Origin of the sequence: Xanthomonas sp. BRIP62418, assembly GCF_003993495.1 — a bacterium.
Taxonomy (GTDB): Bacteria; Pseudomonadota; Gammaproteobacteria; order Xanthomonadales; family Xanthomonadaceae; genus Xanthomonas; species Xanthomonas euroxanthea.
Map to the genome: position 1 here is coordinate 129,120 of NZ_QEZG01000040.1, position 15,757 is coordinate 144,876.

Annotated in this window: 12 protein-coding genes and 1 riboswitch; of the genes, 5 read left to right on the forward strand and 7 right to left on the reverse strand. The window is 66.7% G+C overall.

Annotated features, from left to right (window positions below; genetic code table 11):
• Positions 1 to 9: 9 nt before the first annotated feature.
• Together EO174_RS13495 and EO174_RS13500 are read right to left on the reverse strand one after the other, a co-directional pair.
• The gene (locus EO174_RS13495) at positions 10 to 1,614 is read right to left on the reverse strand and encodes a peptide chain release factor 3 (RefSeq protein ID WP_115677688.1); all 1,605 of its coding nucleotides are present in this window, start codon (positions 1,612 to 1,614) and stop codon (positions 10 to 12) included.
• A gap of 136 nt (positions 1,615 to 1,750) precedes the next feature.
• Complete coding sequence (locus tag EO174_RS13500; RefSeq protein WP_115677687.1) at positions 1,751 to 2,671, reverse strand: M23 family metallopeptidase; 921 nt, start codon at positions 2,669 to 2,671, stop codon at positions 1,751 to 1,753.
• 128 nt (positions 2,672 to 2,799) lie between these two features.
• Positions 2,800 to 2,920: riboswitch (SAM riboswitch) on the forward strand.
• A 71-nt stretch (positions 2,921 to 2,991) separates the two neighbouring features.
• Between EO174_RS13500 and EO174_RS13505 the strand changes: the two genes are divergently transcribed.
• Genes EO174_RS13505 through EO174_RS13515 form a run of 3 tightly spaced genes read left to right on the forward strand, consistent with a single transcriptional unit; the run spans position 2,992 to position 6,322 of the window.
• Positions 2,992 to 4,023 carry a homoserine O-succinyltransferase gene (locus EO174_RS13505; RefSeq protein ID WP_126944996.1) on the forward strand — a complete coding sequence of 344 codons (1,032 nt, stop codon included), beginning with the start codon at positions 2,992 to 2,994 and terminating at the stop codon, positions 4,021 to 4,023.
• The gene (locus EO174_RS13510; RefSeq protein ID WP_126944999.1) at positions 4,020 to 5,237 is read left to right on the forward strand and encodes an O-succinylhomoserine (thiol)-lyase; all 1,218 of its coding nucleotides are present in this window, start codon (positions 4,020 to 4,022) and stop codon (positions 5,235 to 5,237) included. The genes EO174_RS13505 and EO174_RS13510 overlap by 4 nt, the downstream gene beginning before the upstream one ends.
• The gene (locus EO174_RS13515; protein ID WP_164740202.1) at positions 5,234 to 6,322 is read left to right on the forward strand and encodes a homoserine dehydrogenase; all 1,089 of its coding nucleotides are present in this window, start codon (positions 5,234 to 5,236) and stop codon (positions 6,320 to 6,322) included. Before EO174_RS13510 ends, EO174_RS13515 begins: the two co-directional genes overlap by 4 nt.
• Before the next feature lie 201 nt (positions 6,323 to 6,523).
• On the opposite strand, the gene EO174_RS13520 is transcribed toward EO174_RS13515, so the two are convergent.
• Both EO174_RS13520 and EO174_RS13525 read right to left on the reverse strand, forming a co-directional pair.
• Positions 6,524 to 7,519, reverse strand: coding sequence for an alpha/beta hydrolase (locus tag EO174_RS13520; RefSeq protein ID WP_104583005.1), 996 nt, complete (start codon positions 7,517 to 7,519; stop codon positions 6,524 to 6,526).
• Between the two features lie 113 nt (positions 7,520 to 7,632).
• Complete coding sequence (locus EO174_RS13525; protein WP_119131157.1) at positions 7,633 to 9,015, reverse strand: L-serine ammonia-lyase; 1,383 nt, start codon at positions 9,013 to 9,015, stop codon at positions 7,633 to 7,635.
• A gap of 85 nt (positions 9,016 to 9,100) precedes the next feature.
• Between EO174_RS13525 and EO174_RS13530 the strand changes: the two genes are divergently transcribed.
• Complete coding sequence (locus EO174_RS13530; protein WP_126945002.1) at positions 9,101 to 9,334, forward strand: glutaredoxin family protein; 234 nt, start codon at positions 9,101 to 9,103, stop codon at positions 9,332 to 9,334.
• Between the two features lie 674 nt (positions 9,335 to 10,008).
• Here the strand turns inward: EO174_RS13530 and EO174_RS13535 are convergent.
• From EO174_RS13535 to EO174_RS13545, 3 genes are read right to left on the reverse strand one after another with little or no spacing between them, the layout of a single operon-like run.
• Positions 10,009 to 10,578, reverse strand: coding sequence for a YceI family protein (locus EO174_RS13535; RefSeq protein WP_126945005.1), 570 nt, complete (start codon positions 10,576 to 10,578; stop codon positions 10,009 to 10,011).
• Positions 10,579 to 10,589: 11 nt separating this feature from the next.
• Positions 10,590 to 11,153, reverse strand: a complete 564-nt coding sequence (locus tag EO174_RS13540; protein WP_126945008.1) for a cytochrome b — start codon at positions 11,151 to 11,153, stop codon at positions 10,590 to 10,592.
• A 2-nt stretch (positions 11,154 to 11,155) separates the two neighbouring features.
• A complete protein-coding gene (locus EO174_RS13545; protein WP_119131161.1) occupies positions 11,156 to 11,821 on the reverse strand; it encodes a YceI family protein in 666 nt (221 codons plus the stop codon).
• A 96-nt stretch (positions 11,822 to 11,917) separates the two neighbouring features.
• Here EO174_RS13545 and EO174_RS13550 point away from each other — a divergent pair, with 96 nt between their 5' ends.
• Positions 11,918 to 15,493, forward strand: a complete 3,576-nt coding sequence (locus EO174_RS13550) for a hybrid sensor histidine kinase/response regulator (protein WP_126945011.1) — start codon at positions 11,918 to 11,920, stop codon at positions 15,491 to 15,493.
• The last annotated feature ends 264 nt before the right edge of the window (positions 15,494 to 15,757 follow it).

Consider the following 15,757-nt stretch of genomic DNA (forward strand, 5'->3'; position numbering starts at 1 on the left):
AAGCCGCGGTCAATCGATCGCCCTGGCATGCGCATGCTCGCGCGTGGCAGAGAAACGTACGTCCGGCGCGCGTTCCTGCGCCAGCTGCAGGTTCACCCGCGTCGGGGCGAGATAGACCAGCTGGCCGGCGGCGTCGATCCCCAGATTGCCGGCATTTTTCTCGCGGAACTCTTCCAGCTTCCTGGCGTTGTCGCAATGCACCCAGCGCGCGGTGGTGACGCTCACCGGTTCGAAGATCGCATCCACGCCGTATTCGTCCTTGAGCCGGTAGGCCACCACGTCGAACTGCAGCACACCCACCGCGCCCAGGATCAGGTCGTTGCTCATCAACGGGCGGAAGAACTGCGTGGCGCCTTCTTCGGACAGCTGCGCCAGGCCCTTTTGCAACTGCTTGAGCTTGAGCGGGTCGCGCAGGCGTGCACGCCGGAACAGTTCCGGTGCGAAGTTGGGAATGCCGGTGAACGACAGCGATTCGCCTTCGGTGAACGTGTCGCCGATGGAGATGGTGCCGTGGTTGTGGATGCCGATGACATCGCCCGGCCAGGCTTCGGCGGCGATCTCGCGGTCGGAGGCCATGAAGGTCAGCGCATTGGCCAGCTTGACGTCCTTGCCGCTGCGCACGTGCAATGCCTTCATGCCGGCGGTGAACTTGCCCGAGCACACGCGCATGAAGGCCACGCGGTCGCGATGCTGCGGGTCCATGTTGGCCTGGATCTTGAAGACGAAGCCGCTGAGCTTGGCCTCGGTCGCCTCGACCCGGCGGCCGGTGGTGTCGCGCGCCTGCGGTGGCGGTGCGTGCTCGATGAAGAAATCCAGCAGCGGTTGCACGCCGAAGTTGTTGACGCCCGAGCCGAAGAACACCGGCGTCTGCTGGCCGGCGCGGTACGCCTGCAGGTCGAACGGATTGCTGGCGCCTTGCACCAGTTCCAGTTCGTCGCGCAGTTCGGCCAGCATCTGTGCGCCGATCTTTTCGGCCAGGCCCGGGGCATCCAGCGACGGGAAGATGGTCGAATCCTGGCGGGTGAAGTTGCGGCCCTGTTCGTACAGGTGCACCTCGCCGGTGATCAGGTGCACCACGCCCTTCAGGCGCTGGCCCATGCCGATCGGCCAGGTGACCGGGGCGCACTGGATGCCAAGCACGGTTTCGACTTCATCCAGCAGATCGATCGGGTTCTTGCCCTCGCGATCGAGCTTGTTGATGAAGGTCATGATGGGGGTGTCGCGCAGGCGGCAGACTTCCATCAGCTTGATGGTGCGTTCTTCCACGCCCTTGGCGACGTCGATGACCATCAGCGCCGAGTCCACGGCGGTCAGCACCCGGTAGGTGTCCTCGCCGAAGTCGGCGTGGCCGGGGGTGTCGAGCAGATTGACGATCTTGCCCTCGTACGGGAACTGCATCACCGAGGAGGTGACCGAGATACCGCGCTCCTTTTCCAGCGCCATCCAGTCCGAGGTGGCGTGACGGGCGGCCTTGCGGCCCTTGACCGAGCCGGCCATCTGGATCGCACCCCCGAACAGCAGCAGCTTTTCGGTCAGCGTGGTCTTGCCCGCATCGGGGTGGGAAATGATGGCGAAGGTGCGGCGGCGCGCGGCTTCGTTGGAGACGTCGGACATGGGCTGAGCGCGCCCGGGCGGACGCCTGCGGAAACTGAGGAAGCCGGTGATTATAGCGGCTTCGCCGCGGCGGGCCTCTGTGGCCCTGGCCTGGCCTTCCCGGTCGGTAGCCCGGCGCTTGCCGGGCGGCCGTCACTCACGGTGCCGGCGAGGGGAACTGCAACTCGCCCTGGGGGCCCAGCATCCGGAACGGCAACGCGATCAGGCGCAGGTCCGCATTGCGCTGGAGCGCGAAATGCAGGTGGGGGGCGGTGCTGTAGCCGGTATTGCCAGAGGCGCCCAGGCGCTCGCCGGTGCGCACCACCTGGCCCGGGCGCACCGCCACGCCATCGGGCGCCAGATGGGCATAGATGGCCATGCTGCCGTCGGCATGCAGCACCCGCACCAGGTTGCCGCCGGCGGCGGCCTGGTCCTGCGGGCCGCCTTCGATGACATCCTGCCGCACTTCCATCACCACGCCCTCGCGCGCTGCCAGCACCGGCGTGCCCTGCGGCAAGGCGAAGTCCACCGCATACCAGTTGGGCGCATCGGCATGGCTGAAGGCCCCGCCGAAGCCCTGGTCCACGCGTATCGGCGCATCGCGGAACGGGAGCCGGTAGCGCACCTGCTGCTGCGGGCGGGCCTGCGGATCGCCGGGCACCAGATCGAGCGTGAGTCCCAGGCCGGCCAGGCTGCGCTGGTTGCTGGCTGGATACAGCCGGGCGAGCAGCCGGCGTTCGTGCGCCGCCAGTTGCACCGTCAGCGGCAATGCCGGCACGGCGCGATAGTCCTCGCTGGGCGGTGCGCTCAGCTGCACCTGTGCGGGTCCGGCCAGCGGGTTGCTGACCCAGGCCAGGTAAGCCGGGGCCTGCCACTCCAGTTGCAGTGACGGGCCGATGTCTGCCGATGCAGCCGCAGTCTGCGCAGCTGCGACCGCTGGCGAGCTCGCAGGCGTGTTCGCGGCACCGGGCCAATGCCAGCGCTGCTGCGCGTTGGCCGGCGCGATACACGCCAGGGCCGCAATGATGAAAGACCGGGCGAGGGCGGTCGGGGTGCTGCGAGACACGTGGTGGGGCACGTGGTCGGCTCAACTCAAGGGGCCTCAAGTATGCAGTCCATCACAGGCCGGAGTGGTATCGGATGAAAATATATCTTTCCATCCGCATGAAGAGATTGACATCGCAAAAAAGCGGTGGCATCTTGGCTCCACCATCGAGACCGGCGGAGGGACAGGCCCTTTGATGCCGGGGCAGCCAGCGGAGCGCGCAAGCGCCCGCGTTTGGTGCCAAATCCTGCGGGGACCACCGCGTCCGCCGAAAGATGGTTCGAATCGTGCCTTGCGCACGTCGAACGCGAGCTCCCGCGAAGCTCGATGGCCGATCCACCCCGGATATCGCCATGAGCCTCGTGAATACAGCATCGCCGTCCACACCCGATTACATCGATATACCCGCTGCCACTGATGACGGCGTGCTTGCCGTGCGCGGCGAACTGGTCATTGCCCTGCCGATGCGCCATGCCGGCATGCGCGAGCTGCGGCTGCGCTATGAACTGGTCGGCGCCGCCAGTGCGCCGGTGGTGTTCGTGGCCGGCGGGATTTCGGCGCATCGCCATCTGGCCGCCAGCGGCCTGTTCCCCGAGAAGGGCTGGGTGGATGGCCTGGTCGGTGCCGGCCGCGCGCTGGATCCTGCCTCGCGGCGCCTGTTGTCATTCGATTTTCTCGGCGCCGACGGCACGCTGGATGCGCCGATCGATACCGCCGACCAGGCCGATGCGATCGCCGCATTGCTGGATACACTGGGTATCGCGCGGTTGCACGGCTTCGTCGGCTACTCGTATGGCGCGCTGGTCGGCCTGCAGTTCGCCAGCCGCCATGCCGCCCGCGTCGGCACCCTGGTTGCGGTCAGTGGTGCGCATCGCGCGCATCCGTATGCCGCCGCCTGGCGCGCACTGCAGCGCCGTGCGGTGGCGCTGGGCCAGCTGCAATGCGCCGAAAATCATGGGCTGGCACTGGCACGGCAGTTCGCCATGCTCAGCTACCGCACCCCGGAAGAATTCAGCGAGCGCTTCGACGCGCCGCCGGAAGTGATCAATGGCCGCGTGCGCGTGGCCGCCGAAGACTACTTGGATGCCGCCGGCGCGCAGTACGTCGCGCGCACACCGGTGACCGCCTACCTGCGGCTGTCCGAGTCCATCGACCTGCATCGCATCGACCCGGCGCAGGTACGAGTGCCCACCGTCGTCGTTGCGGTGGAGGGCGACCGCCTGGTGCCGCTGGCCGACCTGGTCAGCCTGGTCGAAGGGCTGGGGCCGCGCGGCAGCCTGCGCGTATTGCGCTCGCCGTACGGCCACGACGCCTTCCTGAAAGAAATCGATCGCATCGACGCGATCCTCGCCACTGCCCTTCGCCTCACCGGAGAAACCGCATGAGCTTTCGTGACCCCGCCGACGCCCCCTGTACCGCTGCCACCGCTGCCGTCCGCGCCGGCATCGACCGCGACACTGCCTATGGCGCGGTGACGCCGCCGATCGTGCTGTCGTCGAATTTCTCCTTCGATGGTTTCGGCAACAAGCGCCAGTACGACTATACCCGCAGCGGCAACCCGACCCGTGACCTGCTCGGCGAAGCGCTGGCCGAGCTGGAAGGTGGCGCCGGCGGGGTGATCACCTCCACCGGTATGGGCGCGATCAACCTGGTGCTCAATGCGTTGCTGCAGCCGGGCGACACCCTGGTGGTGCCGCACGATGCCTACGGCGGCAGCTGGCGGCTGTTCAATGCGCTGGCCAAGAAGGGCCACTTTGCGTTGGTCACCGCCGATCTGACCGACCCGCGTTCGCTGGCCGACGCATTGGCGCAGTCGCCTAAGCTGGTGCTGATCGAAACCCCGTCCAACCCGTTGTTGCGCATCACCGATCTGCGCTTCGTCATCGAGGCGGCAAAGAAGGTGGGCGCGCTGACCGTGGTGGACAACACCTTCCTGTCGCCGGCACTGCAGAAGCCGCTGGAGTTCGGCGCGGACCTGGTGCTGCATTCCACCACCAAGTACATCAACGGCCACAGCGATGTGGTGGGCGGTGCGGTGGTCGCGCGCGATGCCGAGCTGCACCAGCAGCTGGTGTGGTGGGCCAATGCGCTGGGCCTGACCGGGTCGCCGTTCGATGCCTTCCTCACCTTGCGCGGCCTGCGCACGCTGGACGCGCGCCTGCGCGTGCACCAGGAAAACGCCGACGCGATCGCCGAGCTGCTGGACGGCCATGCGGTGGTCAATCAGGTGTATTTCCCCGGCCTGGCTGCGCATCCGGGTCATGCGCTGGCCGCGCGCCAGCAGAAGGGCTTTGGCGCGATGATGAGCTTCGAGCTCGATGGTGGCGAAGCTGCGGTGCGCGCGTTCGTCGATGGCCTGCGCTACTTCACCCTGGCCGAGTCGCTGGGCGGTGTGGAAAGCCTGATTGCGCATCCGGCCTCGATGACGCATGCGGCGATGACTGCCGAAGCACGCGCTGCCGCCGGGATTTCCGATGGCCTGCTGCGGCTGTCGATCGGGATCGAATCGGCCGAGGATCTGTTGATCGACCTGCGCGCCGGCCTGGCGCGTGCCGAAGCGACGCTGACCACCGCAAGCCGCAAACAGGTCGACGCGTGAGCACCGTGCTGCCTGTTTCGCGCCGCGCTTCGGCGGCAGCGGTGACGCCGACACCACGGCTGGCCTTGCTGGGCACCGGGACGGTGGGGCGCGCGTTCGTGGCGCGCTATACCGCGTTGCAGGAGCGCCAGCTGCAGTTGCCGCGCTTCGACTGGCTGGCCAATTCGCGGATTGCCCACGATTGCGGTACCAGCGCCGCGCAGGCCTTGCAACAGGCCAACGCCGCACCGCGTGGCCAGGCCGTGCTGCAACCCTGGGCAGAAACCACCGCCTTGCGTGCCGGCGATCTGCTGGTGGACGCGACCGCCAGCGATGTCGTTGCCGATTGGCACGTGGAATGGCTGCTGCGTGGCGTGCACGTGGTCACTGCCAACAAGCTGGGCCAGGGCACCGCGTTGTCGCGCGCGCAGGCCTTGCACGCGGCACGTCACGCCAGTGGTGCGCACTACGGCGACAGCGCCACCGTCGGGGCGGGGCTGCCGGTGTTGAGCAGCGTGCGCGCGCTGGTGGCAGGCGGCGACCATATCCATTCGATCGAAGGCGTGTTGTCCGGGTCGCTGGCCTGGCTATTCCATCGCTACGACGGCAATGGTGCGTTTTCCGATTGCGTGCGTGAGGCGATGGCGGCCGGCTATACCGAGCCGGATCCGCGCATCGACCTGTCAGGCGAGGACGTGCGGCGCAAGTTGCTGATCCTGGCGCGCGCGGCGGGCTGGCAGCTGGAAGCCGACCAGGTGCATGTGGAATCGCTGGTGCCCACGCGCATTGCGCGGCTGCCGCTTGACGCATTGGATGCGCAGCTGGACGCGCTGGATGAGGTCGTCGGCGCGCGCTGGCAGCAGGCGCGCGCTGCAGGACGCTGCCTGCGCTTTGTCGGCCGCGTGGATGCGCATGGCGCCAGCGTTGGCTTGCGCGAGCTGGCGCTGGATCACCCGCTCGCCGGTGGCGCCGGCACCGATAACCGTGTGGCCATCAGCAGTGATCGCTATCGCCAGCAGCCCCTGCTGATCCAGGGGCCGGGCGCGGGCGCGGAGGTGACTGCGGCCGCGTTGCTGGATGACGTGTTGCGGATTGTGGCTGGGTAGTAGGGGAAGAACGCGGACAGGCGCTGCCTCCGCCTGAGAGCAGCTGCCGGTGCGCATGCAGTCGGTGGCATCATCGGCTGCACGGCTGGTCCGCTGTCCGTTCTGTACGTTGCAAACGCATCGCAGCTGCAGCTCGCCCGTTCGCGGGCTGCAGCTTCACAGATGCGTTGGTCATGCCGATCGCTTTGTCGTCGGCACTGCTTACTGCGCAATCGCCTTCAACAACGCGGCATTGAAACGTGTCGGGTCCTGCACCTGCGGCGAGTGGCCGAGGTCGGCGAACTCGACCAGCGTCGCGTTCGGGATCGCTTCCGCTGCCCGCTTGCCCAGCTTGGTGTAATCGCCGACCCGTGCCTTGACCTCGGGCGGCGCGGTGTCCTTGCCGATCGCGGTGCGGTCCTTGAGGCCGATGAACAAGGTGGTGGGCACGGCGAGCTTGGGCAGTTCGTAGACAACTGGTTGGTTGAATACCATGTCGTAGGTCAGCGCCTGGTTCCAGGCGACCGCCTGCCTGCCGTTGCCCAGCGACATGCCGGCCTGCATGCGCGCCCAGCGTTCGAACTCGGGCTTCCATTGGCCGGCGTAATAGACCTCCATCTGATACTTCTTGATGCGTTCGAAACTGATCTTCAGTTCGTTGTCGTACCACGCATCGACGCTGCGCCACGGAATGCCTTCGGCCTTCCAGTCTTCCAGTCCGATCGGGTCGACCAATGCCAGGTGCTCGGTGGCCTGCGGATACATCAGTGCATAGCGGATGGCGAGCATGCCGCCCATTGAATGACCGACCACCACGGCACGTTCGATGCCCAGCTTCTTCAGCAGTGCCTGCGTGTTGTCGGCCAGCTGCGCGAAGGAAAACTGATAGGCGGCCGGTTTGCTGGATTTGCAGAAGCCGACCTGGTCCGGCGCGATGACGCGGTAGCCGGCCTTGCTCAGTGCGGCAATGCTCTGCTCCCAGGTGGCGGCGCAGAAGTTCTTGCCGTGCAGCAGTACGGCGGTACGCCCGTTGGGCTTGCCGGTGGGCGCGACATCCAGGTATGCCATTTCCAGCGGCTGCTGTTGCGAGGTGAACGCGAAGGTCTTGACCGGGTAGGGGTAGTCGAAGCCCTCCAGGCGTGGGCCATAGCGGGTTTCCTGCGCCATCAGGGGGCCGCAGGCAAGGGCAAGGGCGAGAGTGCAGGCAAGCTGTCGCATCGCGATCTCCGTCGGAATCCAGCGTCAGACGGTACACGGGGAAATGTCGTGGGGACGTACAGCGTCGCTGCGCCGGGTGGACATGCATGGCGCGGCCCAGGGCCGCGCCCGGCTCAGCATTCGATGACGTTCACCGCCAGCCCGCCGCGGCTGGTTTCCTTGTACTTGTCCTGCATGTCGCGGCCGGTGTCGCGCATGGTCTTGATGACCTTGTCCAGCGACACCTTGTGCTTGCCGTCGCCGCGCATGGCCATGCGGCTGGCGTTGATCGCCTTGACCGCGCCCATCGCGTTGCGTTCGATGCACGGGATCTGCACCAGGCCGCCGATCGGGTCGCAGGTCAGGCCCAGGTTGTGTTCCATGCCAATCTCCGCGGCATTCTCGATCTGCCCGGGATTGCCGCCCAGCGCGGCGACCAGGCCACCGGCCGCCATCGAGCAGGCCACGCCCACTTCGCCCTGGCAGCCGACCTCGGCGCCGGAAATGGAGGCGTTCTCTTTGTAGAGAATGCCGATGGCCGCAGCGGTGAGCAGGAAGTCGAAGATGCGCTGCTCGGACGCGCCGGGGCAGAAACGGTCGAAGTAATGCAGCACCGCCGGGATGATGCCGGCCGCGCCGTTGGTGGGCGCGGTGACCACGCGGCCGCCGGCCGCGTTTTCTTCGTTGACGGCCAGGGCGTAGAGGTTGACCCAGTCCAGCGTGGTCAGCGGATCGCGCATCGCCGCTTCCGGTTTGGAGGAGAGCTCGCGATACAAGGCCGGCGCGCGCCGCGAGACGTTCAGGCCGCCGGGCAGTGTGCCTTCCTGGCGGATGCCGCGCTCCACGCAGGACTGCATTGCCGCCCACAGCTCGCGCAGGCCGGCGCGAATCTCGTCCTCGCTGCGCCAGCTCTTTTCGTTTTCGAACATCAGCGCGGCGATGCTCAGGCCACTGCGCGCGCATTGCGCGAGCAGTTCGTCGCCACTGAGGAAGGGGTAGGGCAGCGGCGTTTCGTCGGCCACGATGCGGTCGTCGGCGGCATCGTCCTGGTTGACCACAAAACCGCCACCGACCGAGTAGTAATCGCGCGTGGCGATCACCGCCTCATCGGCGTCGTAGGCGGTAAAGCGCATGCCGTTGGTGTGGTACGGCAGCTTCTGCCGCTTGTTCATCGGCAGGTCGCGCTTTTCGTCGAAGGCGATGACGTGCTGGCCCATCAGGTTGATGCGCTTGCTGGCGCGGATGCGCTCCAGCGTGGTCGGGATGATGTCCGGATCGATCAGGTTGGGGCGATGGCCCTCCAGGCCGAGCAGCACGGCCTTGTCAGTGCCATGGCCGCGGCCGGTCAGGGCAAGCGAGCCGAAGACTTCGGCGCGGATGCGCACCACATCGGGCAGGCGGCCGGCGTCGAGCAGCCAGCGATGCACGAAGCGCTCGGCGGCGCGCATCGGCCCCACGGTGTGGGAGGAACTCGGACCGATGCCGATCTTGAACAGGTCGAACGTGCTGACAGCCATGCTTGCCGGAGAGGTGAGCGTAAAGGCGGCTATTCTAGTCGGTCGGCGATTGCCGCACGGCTGCAGCGCAGCATGAGACCTCCCGATGGCCTTGATCCTGTACCAGCGCGACGACTGCCACCTGTGCGACCAGGCCGTGGAAGTGCTGGCGCAGGCACGCGCTGGCGAGTTCAGCAGCGTCTTCATCGACGGCGATGCGGCGCTTGAGGCCGCTTATGGGGAGCGTGTGCCGGTGCTGTGCGATGCGGATGGGCGCGAGCTGGACTGGCCGTTCGACAGCCGGCGGTTGCGCGAGTGGTTGGATGCCGGCACGCGATGATGCGGCTTGCGCGCACTCGGCACGCGCCAGATGTGGATTCTGAGCGGCTGAAAACGACGTCGCGCCGGTCTGGTGCGGAGCGGATGATCTGGGCCTTCGCTGCAAGGCGTCCGATCTGCTGCTTGGCTGCCGGACCCTTGCCCGCCCACCATCGCGGGACACGCCGCAAGGACGTCCATGTAGGCTCTTACGCGGCATCCATGCCGCGTAAGAGCCCGCGACGGCGGGCGGACAAGGGCCAGTCGAGCTGGTCGGTGTGTATGGTTTTCAACAGAGCAATCGGCAAAGTTCTGGTGCGGTGTCTTCGCCGGTTGCGGGACCGTGTGGCGGCACGGATGCCGCCACCGAGCCCAGGGACGGGTTCACGGCGTGTCCCGCGAGCGGTGAGGGCGCCGCGCCATCGACCGATTTCGCCTGAACTTCGAGCTGTCGATGCTGTTCCGCGACCAGGCGGCCGCGGCTGAACTGGCCGGCTTCAGCGTTTGACCTTGGCTTTTGACTGCACCCAACAAGATGGGGCCAACAAACTCATTTTGTCGGCAGCCCGTTCAGCCGTACCCGGGGTGGATGCCTAGCTGTCGCGCGGTGTCATCCTGTTCCCAGGCATAAAAAAACGGCGGACCCGACGAGGTAGTCCGCCGTTCAATGGCCGCGTCCGGTTGCGGCCGATGGCGTTACTTCGCCTTGAACACGACCTTGGTGCTGATCGCGGTTTCGTTGGGGATGGTCTTGGTATCGGCCCAGTCGCCGCCGCCCACGCCGAAGTCCAGGCGCTTGACCGTCGCCTTGCCGGCCAGCACCGGCTGCGCGCCCGGGGTCCAGGTGAAGGTCAGCGTGACCGGCTTGCTGACGCCGCGCAGCTCCAGGGTGCCGTCGGCAGCGTACTGGTTGCCGCCGAGTGCGCGGAACTTGTCGGCGCGGTAGCGTGCGGTGGCGAACTTGGCGACGTTGAAGAAATCCGGGCCCTGCAGGGTCGAATCACGGTCGTTGTTGCCGCTGACGGCGCTGGCCAGCGGGATGCGCACATCGAGCTTGGCGCCGGCCAGGTTGGCCGGGTCGAAATGCAGCGTGGTGTCGAAACCGGGGAACTTGCCGGTGAAGACTTCGCCGTCGTACTTGCTGGCGAACACCAGCGACGAGCCGGGCGCCTGCACGTAGTCGGCAGCGAGGACCGGGGCGGCGGCGAACGTGGCCACCAGGGAGGCGGCGACCAGTAGGGGAGAGGCGAACAACTTGGACGACATTGGGGAATCCTTTAAGGTTTGGAAGAGAGCCAACCGCGCGGCAGCATCCGCACCAGGGTGGCGTCACGCTGGAACAGGTGGTGGTAGAGCGCGGCGCCGGCATGCGCCAGCACCACGGCAATCAGCAACCAGAAGCCCCATTCGTGGATGAAGTGCGCAATCGCGCGCAATTGTTCGTCCGGCGGGCTGAGCTTGGGGACGGCAAACAGGCCAAACCAGCGGAACGGGCGCAGGCCGCTGGTGGAGTCGTACAACCAGCCCGACAGCGGCATTGCGAAGATCATCGCGTACAGCAGCCAGTGGGTCAGCCCGGCGATGCGTTCCTGCCAGCGCGGGGTGCCGGCCACCGGCGGCGGCGCGCCCGCATAGAGGCGCCAGCCCAGCCGGACGACCACCAGTGCCAGCACGGTCAGGCCCACCGATTTGTGCGCGGTGTAGACCCAGAAGTATTTCGGCGTCTTGGGCAATTCGCCCATGGTCAGGCCGACGATGCCCAGCACCAGGATCAGCAGTGCGATCAGCCAGTGCAGGGTCTGGCTGACACCGCCCCAACGTTCGACGTTCTTCAGGGTCATGCTCAGGATTCCGGGCTGGTGGCAGTGTCGGCGGCGGGTGCGTTTTGTGGCTGTGGCTGCGGTTGCGGCGCGTCGTCGTCGGCGCGGCCTTCGCGCACGGCTTCGGCTTCGATGCGCAGTTCCACTGTATCGCCGATCATCGATTTCCACGCGTCGATGCCGAACTCCGCACGGCTCAGCGTGGCCGTGGCCGAGAACCCGGCGGTGCGCCGGAACGGCGGCAGCGGATGGCGCTTGAGCGCATTGAGGGTGACATCCAGGGTGACCGGGCGGGTGACCCCGTGCAGGGTCAGATTGCCGGTGACCCTGGCGTGGTTCTGCCCGCTGGCTTCCACCTGCGTGGAGACGAAATGCGCGTCGGGAAACCGCTCGGCGTCGAGTAGGTTGCGGGCCAGCGTGGCCTCGTTCCACTTGGCATCGCCCAGGTCGGCGCGGTGCAGGGGCACGGTGACGTCCAGGCGCGCCGCAGCCCAGTCGTCCGGGTCGAACACCAGCGTGCCGCTGCTTCCGGAAACGGTGCCCAGTGCCTTGGAAAAGCCGGCGTGTTCGACCGCGAACAGCACCCGCGTGTGCACCGGATCCAGCGCGTAACGCACCGGCGCGGCGGTTGCGGCAAGGCTGGTCACGGCCAGGGCGGGAAGCAGCAACAGGCGGGCGAGGGTTGTCATGGGCGGATTCTAGACATATCCCGCTGCAGCGCGCTTGGCTTGCGCTCGCAACGATCCGTTGCGAGCATGCGGGCTGGACGTGGAAAGGATGCCCACATGCGTGCGCTTGTTGTTTTGCTGGTCTTGCTGCTGGGCGCAATGCCCTGTGTGGCGAAGATTCCGGAGATTCCGCGTTTCCGGATCGTGGGTCCCAGCGACGGACTCCCATCGACCATGGTGGTTGCGATCCACCAGGATCGCGCCGGTTATCTATGGCTTGGCACCCTGGATGGTCTGGTGCGGTACGACGGCGCAGGATTCAGGACCTGGCGACATGATCCTTCCGACCCGGCATCGTTGCCCTGTAACGCGATCCAGGCGCTGCACATCGACGCGCTTGACAGGATATGGATCGGCTGCGGCAAGACGCTGAGCGTCATGGATGCCGGGCGAGGCCATTTCCGGCACTACCGCACGGTCGACTATCCGTTGATGAAGGACGGCGAGATCTACAGCATCACCGCGTTCGACGGCGATATCTGGGCCGGAACCACGACCGGCGCACTGATTCGCATCGATACCTCCGGGGCGATGTCGTCGGTGGATCTGGGTGCGGTCGATGGCGACCTTGACCAGGCCATGGTCATGAATCTTGCGGCGGACAACCGGCAGCGGCTGTGGATCGGAACCAGCAGTGGACTGGCGTACTACGACGGAAAACGTCTGCACCGCGTCTATGTCCCGGACGAACCGAACCGTCAGTCTGCCATCTTCGGTCTGCAATGGGCGGGGGACCGTCTGTGGCTGGGGAGCGAGTCGGGGTTGCACGTCATGGGCCCGGACGATCAATGGCCGCCGCTGCCCTGGGGGACGATGTTCGGCACCGGCAACGAGTTCTGGGGTGCAGTGGCTGCCCCGGACGGCGAATTCTGGTTGGGAAGTGGACGCGGTCTGTGGCGGACCCGCGGCGAGCGTCCACCGGTCCCTGCCTTCAGCGGAGAGGGGGCATTGTCACGCCGTAATGTCATTGGCCTGCTTGGAGCCGCTGATGGCGGGCTATGGGTTCCGATGCATGGCACCGGCCTTGGGTATTTGCCGGCAGACTGGAAGCGCACAGCCGTGCTCAAACCGGCGGTGCCGACGGGTGATGCCATCTATTGCAACCTGGCCCCGGCCACACGTTCTGGTGGCTTGTGGCAGGTCGATGCGGAAGGTCGCTTGTTGCGCGTCGATCCAAGCACTGGCGACACGTTTCAGACAGGCTTGCAGTCGTCGCAACTCAAGGACATGGAGTTGGTGTCGGCGCTGGAGGATCGCCTGCAACGTGTCTGGCTGGGCAATCTGAGCTTTGGCCTTTCCCGCATGGACCTGCGTACCGGTGAATTCATCCACTGGCCGTCCGATGGCCCTGAACCGGCGTCGGCGCTATCGGCGCCTGACTGGATCATCGAGGATGGCGATACGGTGTGGATGGCCTTCATCGACATGCTGCAGCAGCGTGATTTGCGTAGCGGGCGTGTCTTGCAGCGCATCACGCAGCAGGACTTGCACGGCTTGCGCGATATCGCCGTACAGCAGCTGGAGCAAGGCCCGGACGGACGTGTCTGGGTTGCAGGCGAAGGCGGCATGTTTGCCTGGGACCAAGCGTCACACCAGTTCGTGCCGGTTGCAGGGCTGGAAGGGACGCAGATCCAGGCGTTTGCCAGCCAATCGCCGGAGATGGTGTGGGTGTATCGGGCCGTCGGTGCAGAACAATGGAAGAAAACCGCAACACGTTGGGTGCGCGTGCGTCAGGTGGGCCAGGCCGACGGCCTGACCGGGTTCGACGCGTCCGCAATGCGGATCGACCCGCGTGGCAGGGTCTGGATTTCCAGCTTGCGCGGGCTATGGCGCATCGACCCTTCGGTGACGCCGACACGCCTACGCAACATCGGGACACGCGATGGATTGACCAGCCAGGAGTTCATTCAGCATTGTCTGCTGATGGCGGGCGATACCCTGATCGGCGCGACCAGCGATGGCTCTACCGTGCTGCTGGATACCGCAATGCCCGATATCGCACCGTTTGTTCCGGCACTGCAGCTGGAACATGTCAGCGTGCTACGCAACGGTGCTCGCATCGCGTTGCCAATGGATCGCCCGTTTCAGCTGGGACCTGGAGATCGGCAGTTGCAGATCGTCAGCCGTCTGCTGTCGTACAGCGACCCGCTGTCCAATCGTTACCGCAGTTTCTTGAAAGGCTTCGACACCGAATGGCAGACCTCGGGCAACGCGGGAATCCGAGAATTCGCCAGCTTGCCTGCCGGTAGCTACGAGCTCACGCTGCAGGGGGTGGACCCGCTGGGCAATCGCTCACAGATGCGCTCGCTGCGGTTCTCGGTCAATCCACCATGGTGGCGCAGTGACGCAGGCATCGCGCTCATTTTCCTGCTCGTGCTGCTGCTGGGCGCATTGCTTGCGGCCGCCTATCGCCGCCGTGTGCGCATGCGCGCGCAATGGCAGCTGGCCCAGCACAAACGCGAGCTGGCCGAACAGGCCTCGTTGGCCAAGACGCGCTTTCTGGCGACCCTCGGGCATGAGGTGCGCACGCCGATGACCGGTGTGCTGGGCATGAGCGAGTTGCTGCTGCAGACGCCACTGGATGGACGTCAGCAGGGCTATGCCAGCGCGATCCAGTCGGCAGGCAAGCATCTGCTGCGGCTGGTCAACGATGCGCTGGATCTGGCGCGGATCGAAGCCGGCAAGCTGCCGCTGGATTATCGCGACTTCGACCTGCGTCAGCTGATCAGGCAGGTGGCCGAGCTGGTGCGCCCGAGCGCTGAGCAGAAGCAGTTGGCCTTTGCGTGCGAGCTGGATGACGCGCTGCCGCCGGCATTGCACGGCGATGCCAGCCGGGTGCAGCAGATCCTGCTCAACCTGTTGTTCAACGCGGTCAAGTTCACCGAGCGTGGCAGCGTCAGCCTGCGTGTGGCGGTGGCGCCGCAACGCCCCGGGCAAGGCATCCGGATCGAGGTGTGCGATACCGGCCCGGGCATGAGCGCAGAACAGCGCGGACGCCTGTTCCAGCGCTTCGAGCAGGCCGAAGGCGCAGTGACGCTTGCCCGGCATGGCGGCAGCGGCCTGGGCCTGGCGATCTGCCGCGAACTGGCGGCGGCGATGGGCGGTGCGGTGACGGTCAGCAGTGAACTGGGGCAGGGCGCGTGCTTTGTGGTCGAGCTGCCGCTGCGCTGGGTGAGTGCGCTGCCCGCAGTGCCTGCGTCTGCCCGCGCAACCTCGCCGCAGGCCCAGGCGCCATTGCAGTTGCTGCTGATCGAAGACGACCCGACCGTGGCGCAGGTGATCGTTGGCCTGCTGCAGACCCGTGGCCACCAGGTCACCCATGTCCTGCATGGTCTGGCGGCGTTGGCCGAGCTGAGTACCCGCAGCTTCGACGCGGGCCTGTGCGACCTGGACCTGCCAGGTATCGACGGTGCGGCACTGGTGACGCAGTTGCGCGCGCGCGGCGTGCGCTTTCCGATCGTCGCGGTCACCGCGCGCGCCGATGCCGACGCAGAGCCGCAGGCGATGGCTGCCGGCTGCAATGGCTTCCTGCGCAAGCCGGTCACCGGTGAGTTGCTGGCACAGGCACTGGCAGGTGTGCTGGCAGATGCCGCCGATGCGCGCGCCGCCCGGCTGGCGACTCACGGCGGCTAACGAAACGTGGCAAGCGCGCGGCAGCTGATTGGGGCCGGCGCGCCCAGCGCCGGAGCGTACAGCTGGCACACGCGGGTTCCGAGCACCGCCGCGGCCCCTGGCGGCAGCGCAGCGCTTTCGTCGGCCGCTCCGAGGTCATTCCGAAGCCACCTGCCGTGGAGCGGGAACGGTGCAGTCCCGTCAGGGAGTCCGCGCGGCCGCGCAGGTGGCGATGGCGAGGGCCGAGCATGAAGGACGTGCTGCTCTCGTCGCTTGCCCCGTCGC

Bases quoted from the DNA above. Each gene is read 5' to 3' on its own strand.
- EO174_RS13495 (WP_115677688.1), bottom strand. From the start codon at position 1,614: ATGTCCGACGTCTCCAACGAAGCCGCGCGCCGCCGCACCTTCGCCATC.
- EO174_RS13505 (WP_126944996.1), top strand. From the start codon at position 2,992: ATGAGCCTCGTGAATACAGCATCGCCGTCCACACCCGATTACATCGAT.
- EO174_RS13510 (WP_126944999.1), top strand. From the start codon at position 4,020: ATGAGCTTTCGTGACCCCGCCGACGCCCCCTGTACCGCTGCCACCGCT.
- EO174_RS13520 (WP_104583005.1), bottom strand. From the start codon at position 7,519: ATGCGACAGCTTGCCTGCACTCTCGCCCTTGCCCTTGCCTGCGGCCCC.
- EO174_RS13525 (WP_119131157.1), bottom strand. From the start codon at position 9,015: ATGGCTGTCAGCACGTTCGACCTGTTCAAGATCGGCATCGGTCCGAGT.
- EO174_RS13530 (WP_126945002.1), top strand. From the start codon at position 9,101: ATGGCCTTGATCCTGTACCAGCGCGACGACTGCCACCTGTGCGACCAG.
- EO174_RS13535 (WP_126945005.1), bottom strand. From the start codon at position 10,578: ATGTCGTCCAAGTTGTTCGCCTCTCCCCTACTGGTCGCCGCCTCCCTG.
- EO174_RS13540 (WP_126945008.1), bottom strand. From the start codon at position 11,153: ATGACCCTGAAGAACGTCGAACGTTGGGGCGGTGTCAGCCAGACCCTG.
- EO174_RS13545 (WP_119131161.1), bottom strand. From the start codon at position 11,821: ATGACAACCCTCGCCCGCCTGTTGCTGCTTCCCGCCCTGGCCGTGACC.
- EO174_RS13550 (WP_126945011.1), top strand. From the start codon at position 11,918: ATGCGTGCGCTTGTTGTTTTGCTGGTCTTGCTGCTGGGCGCAATGCCC.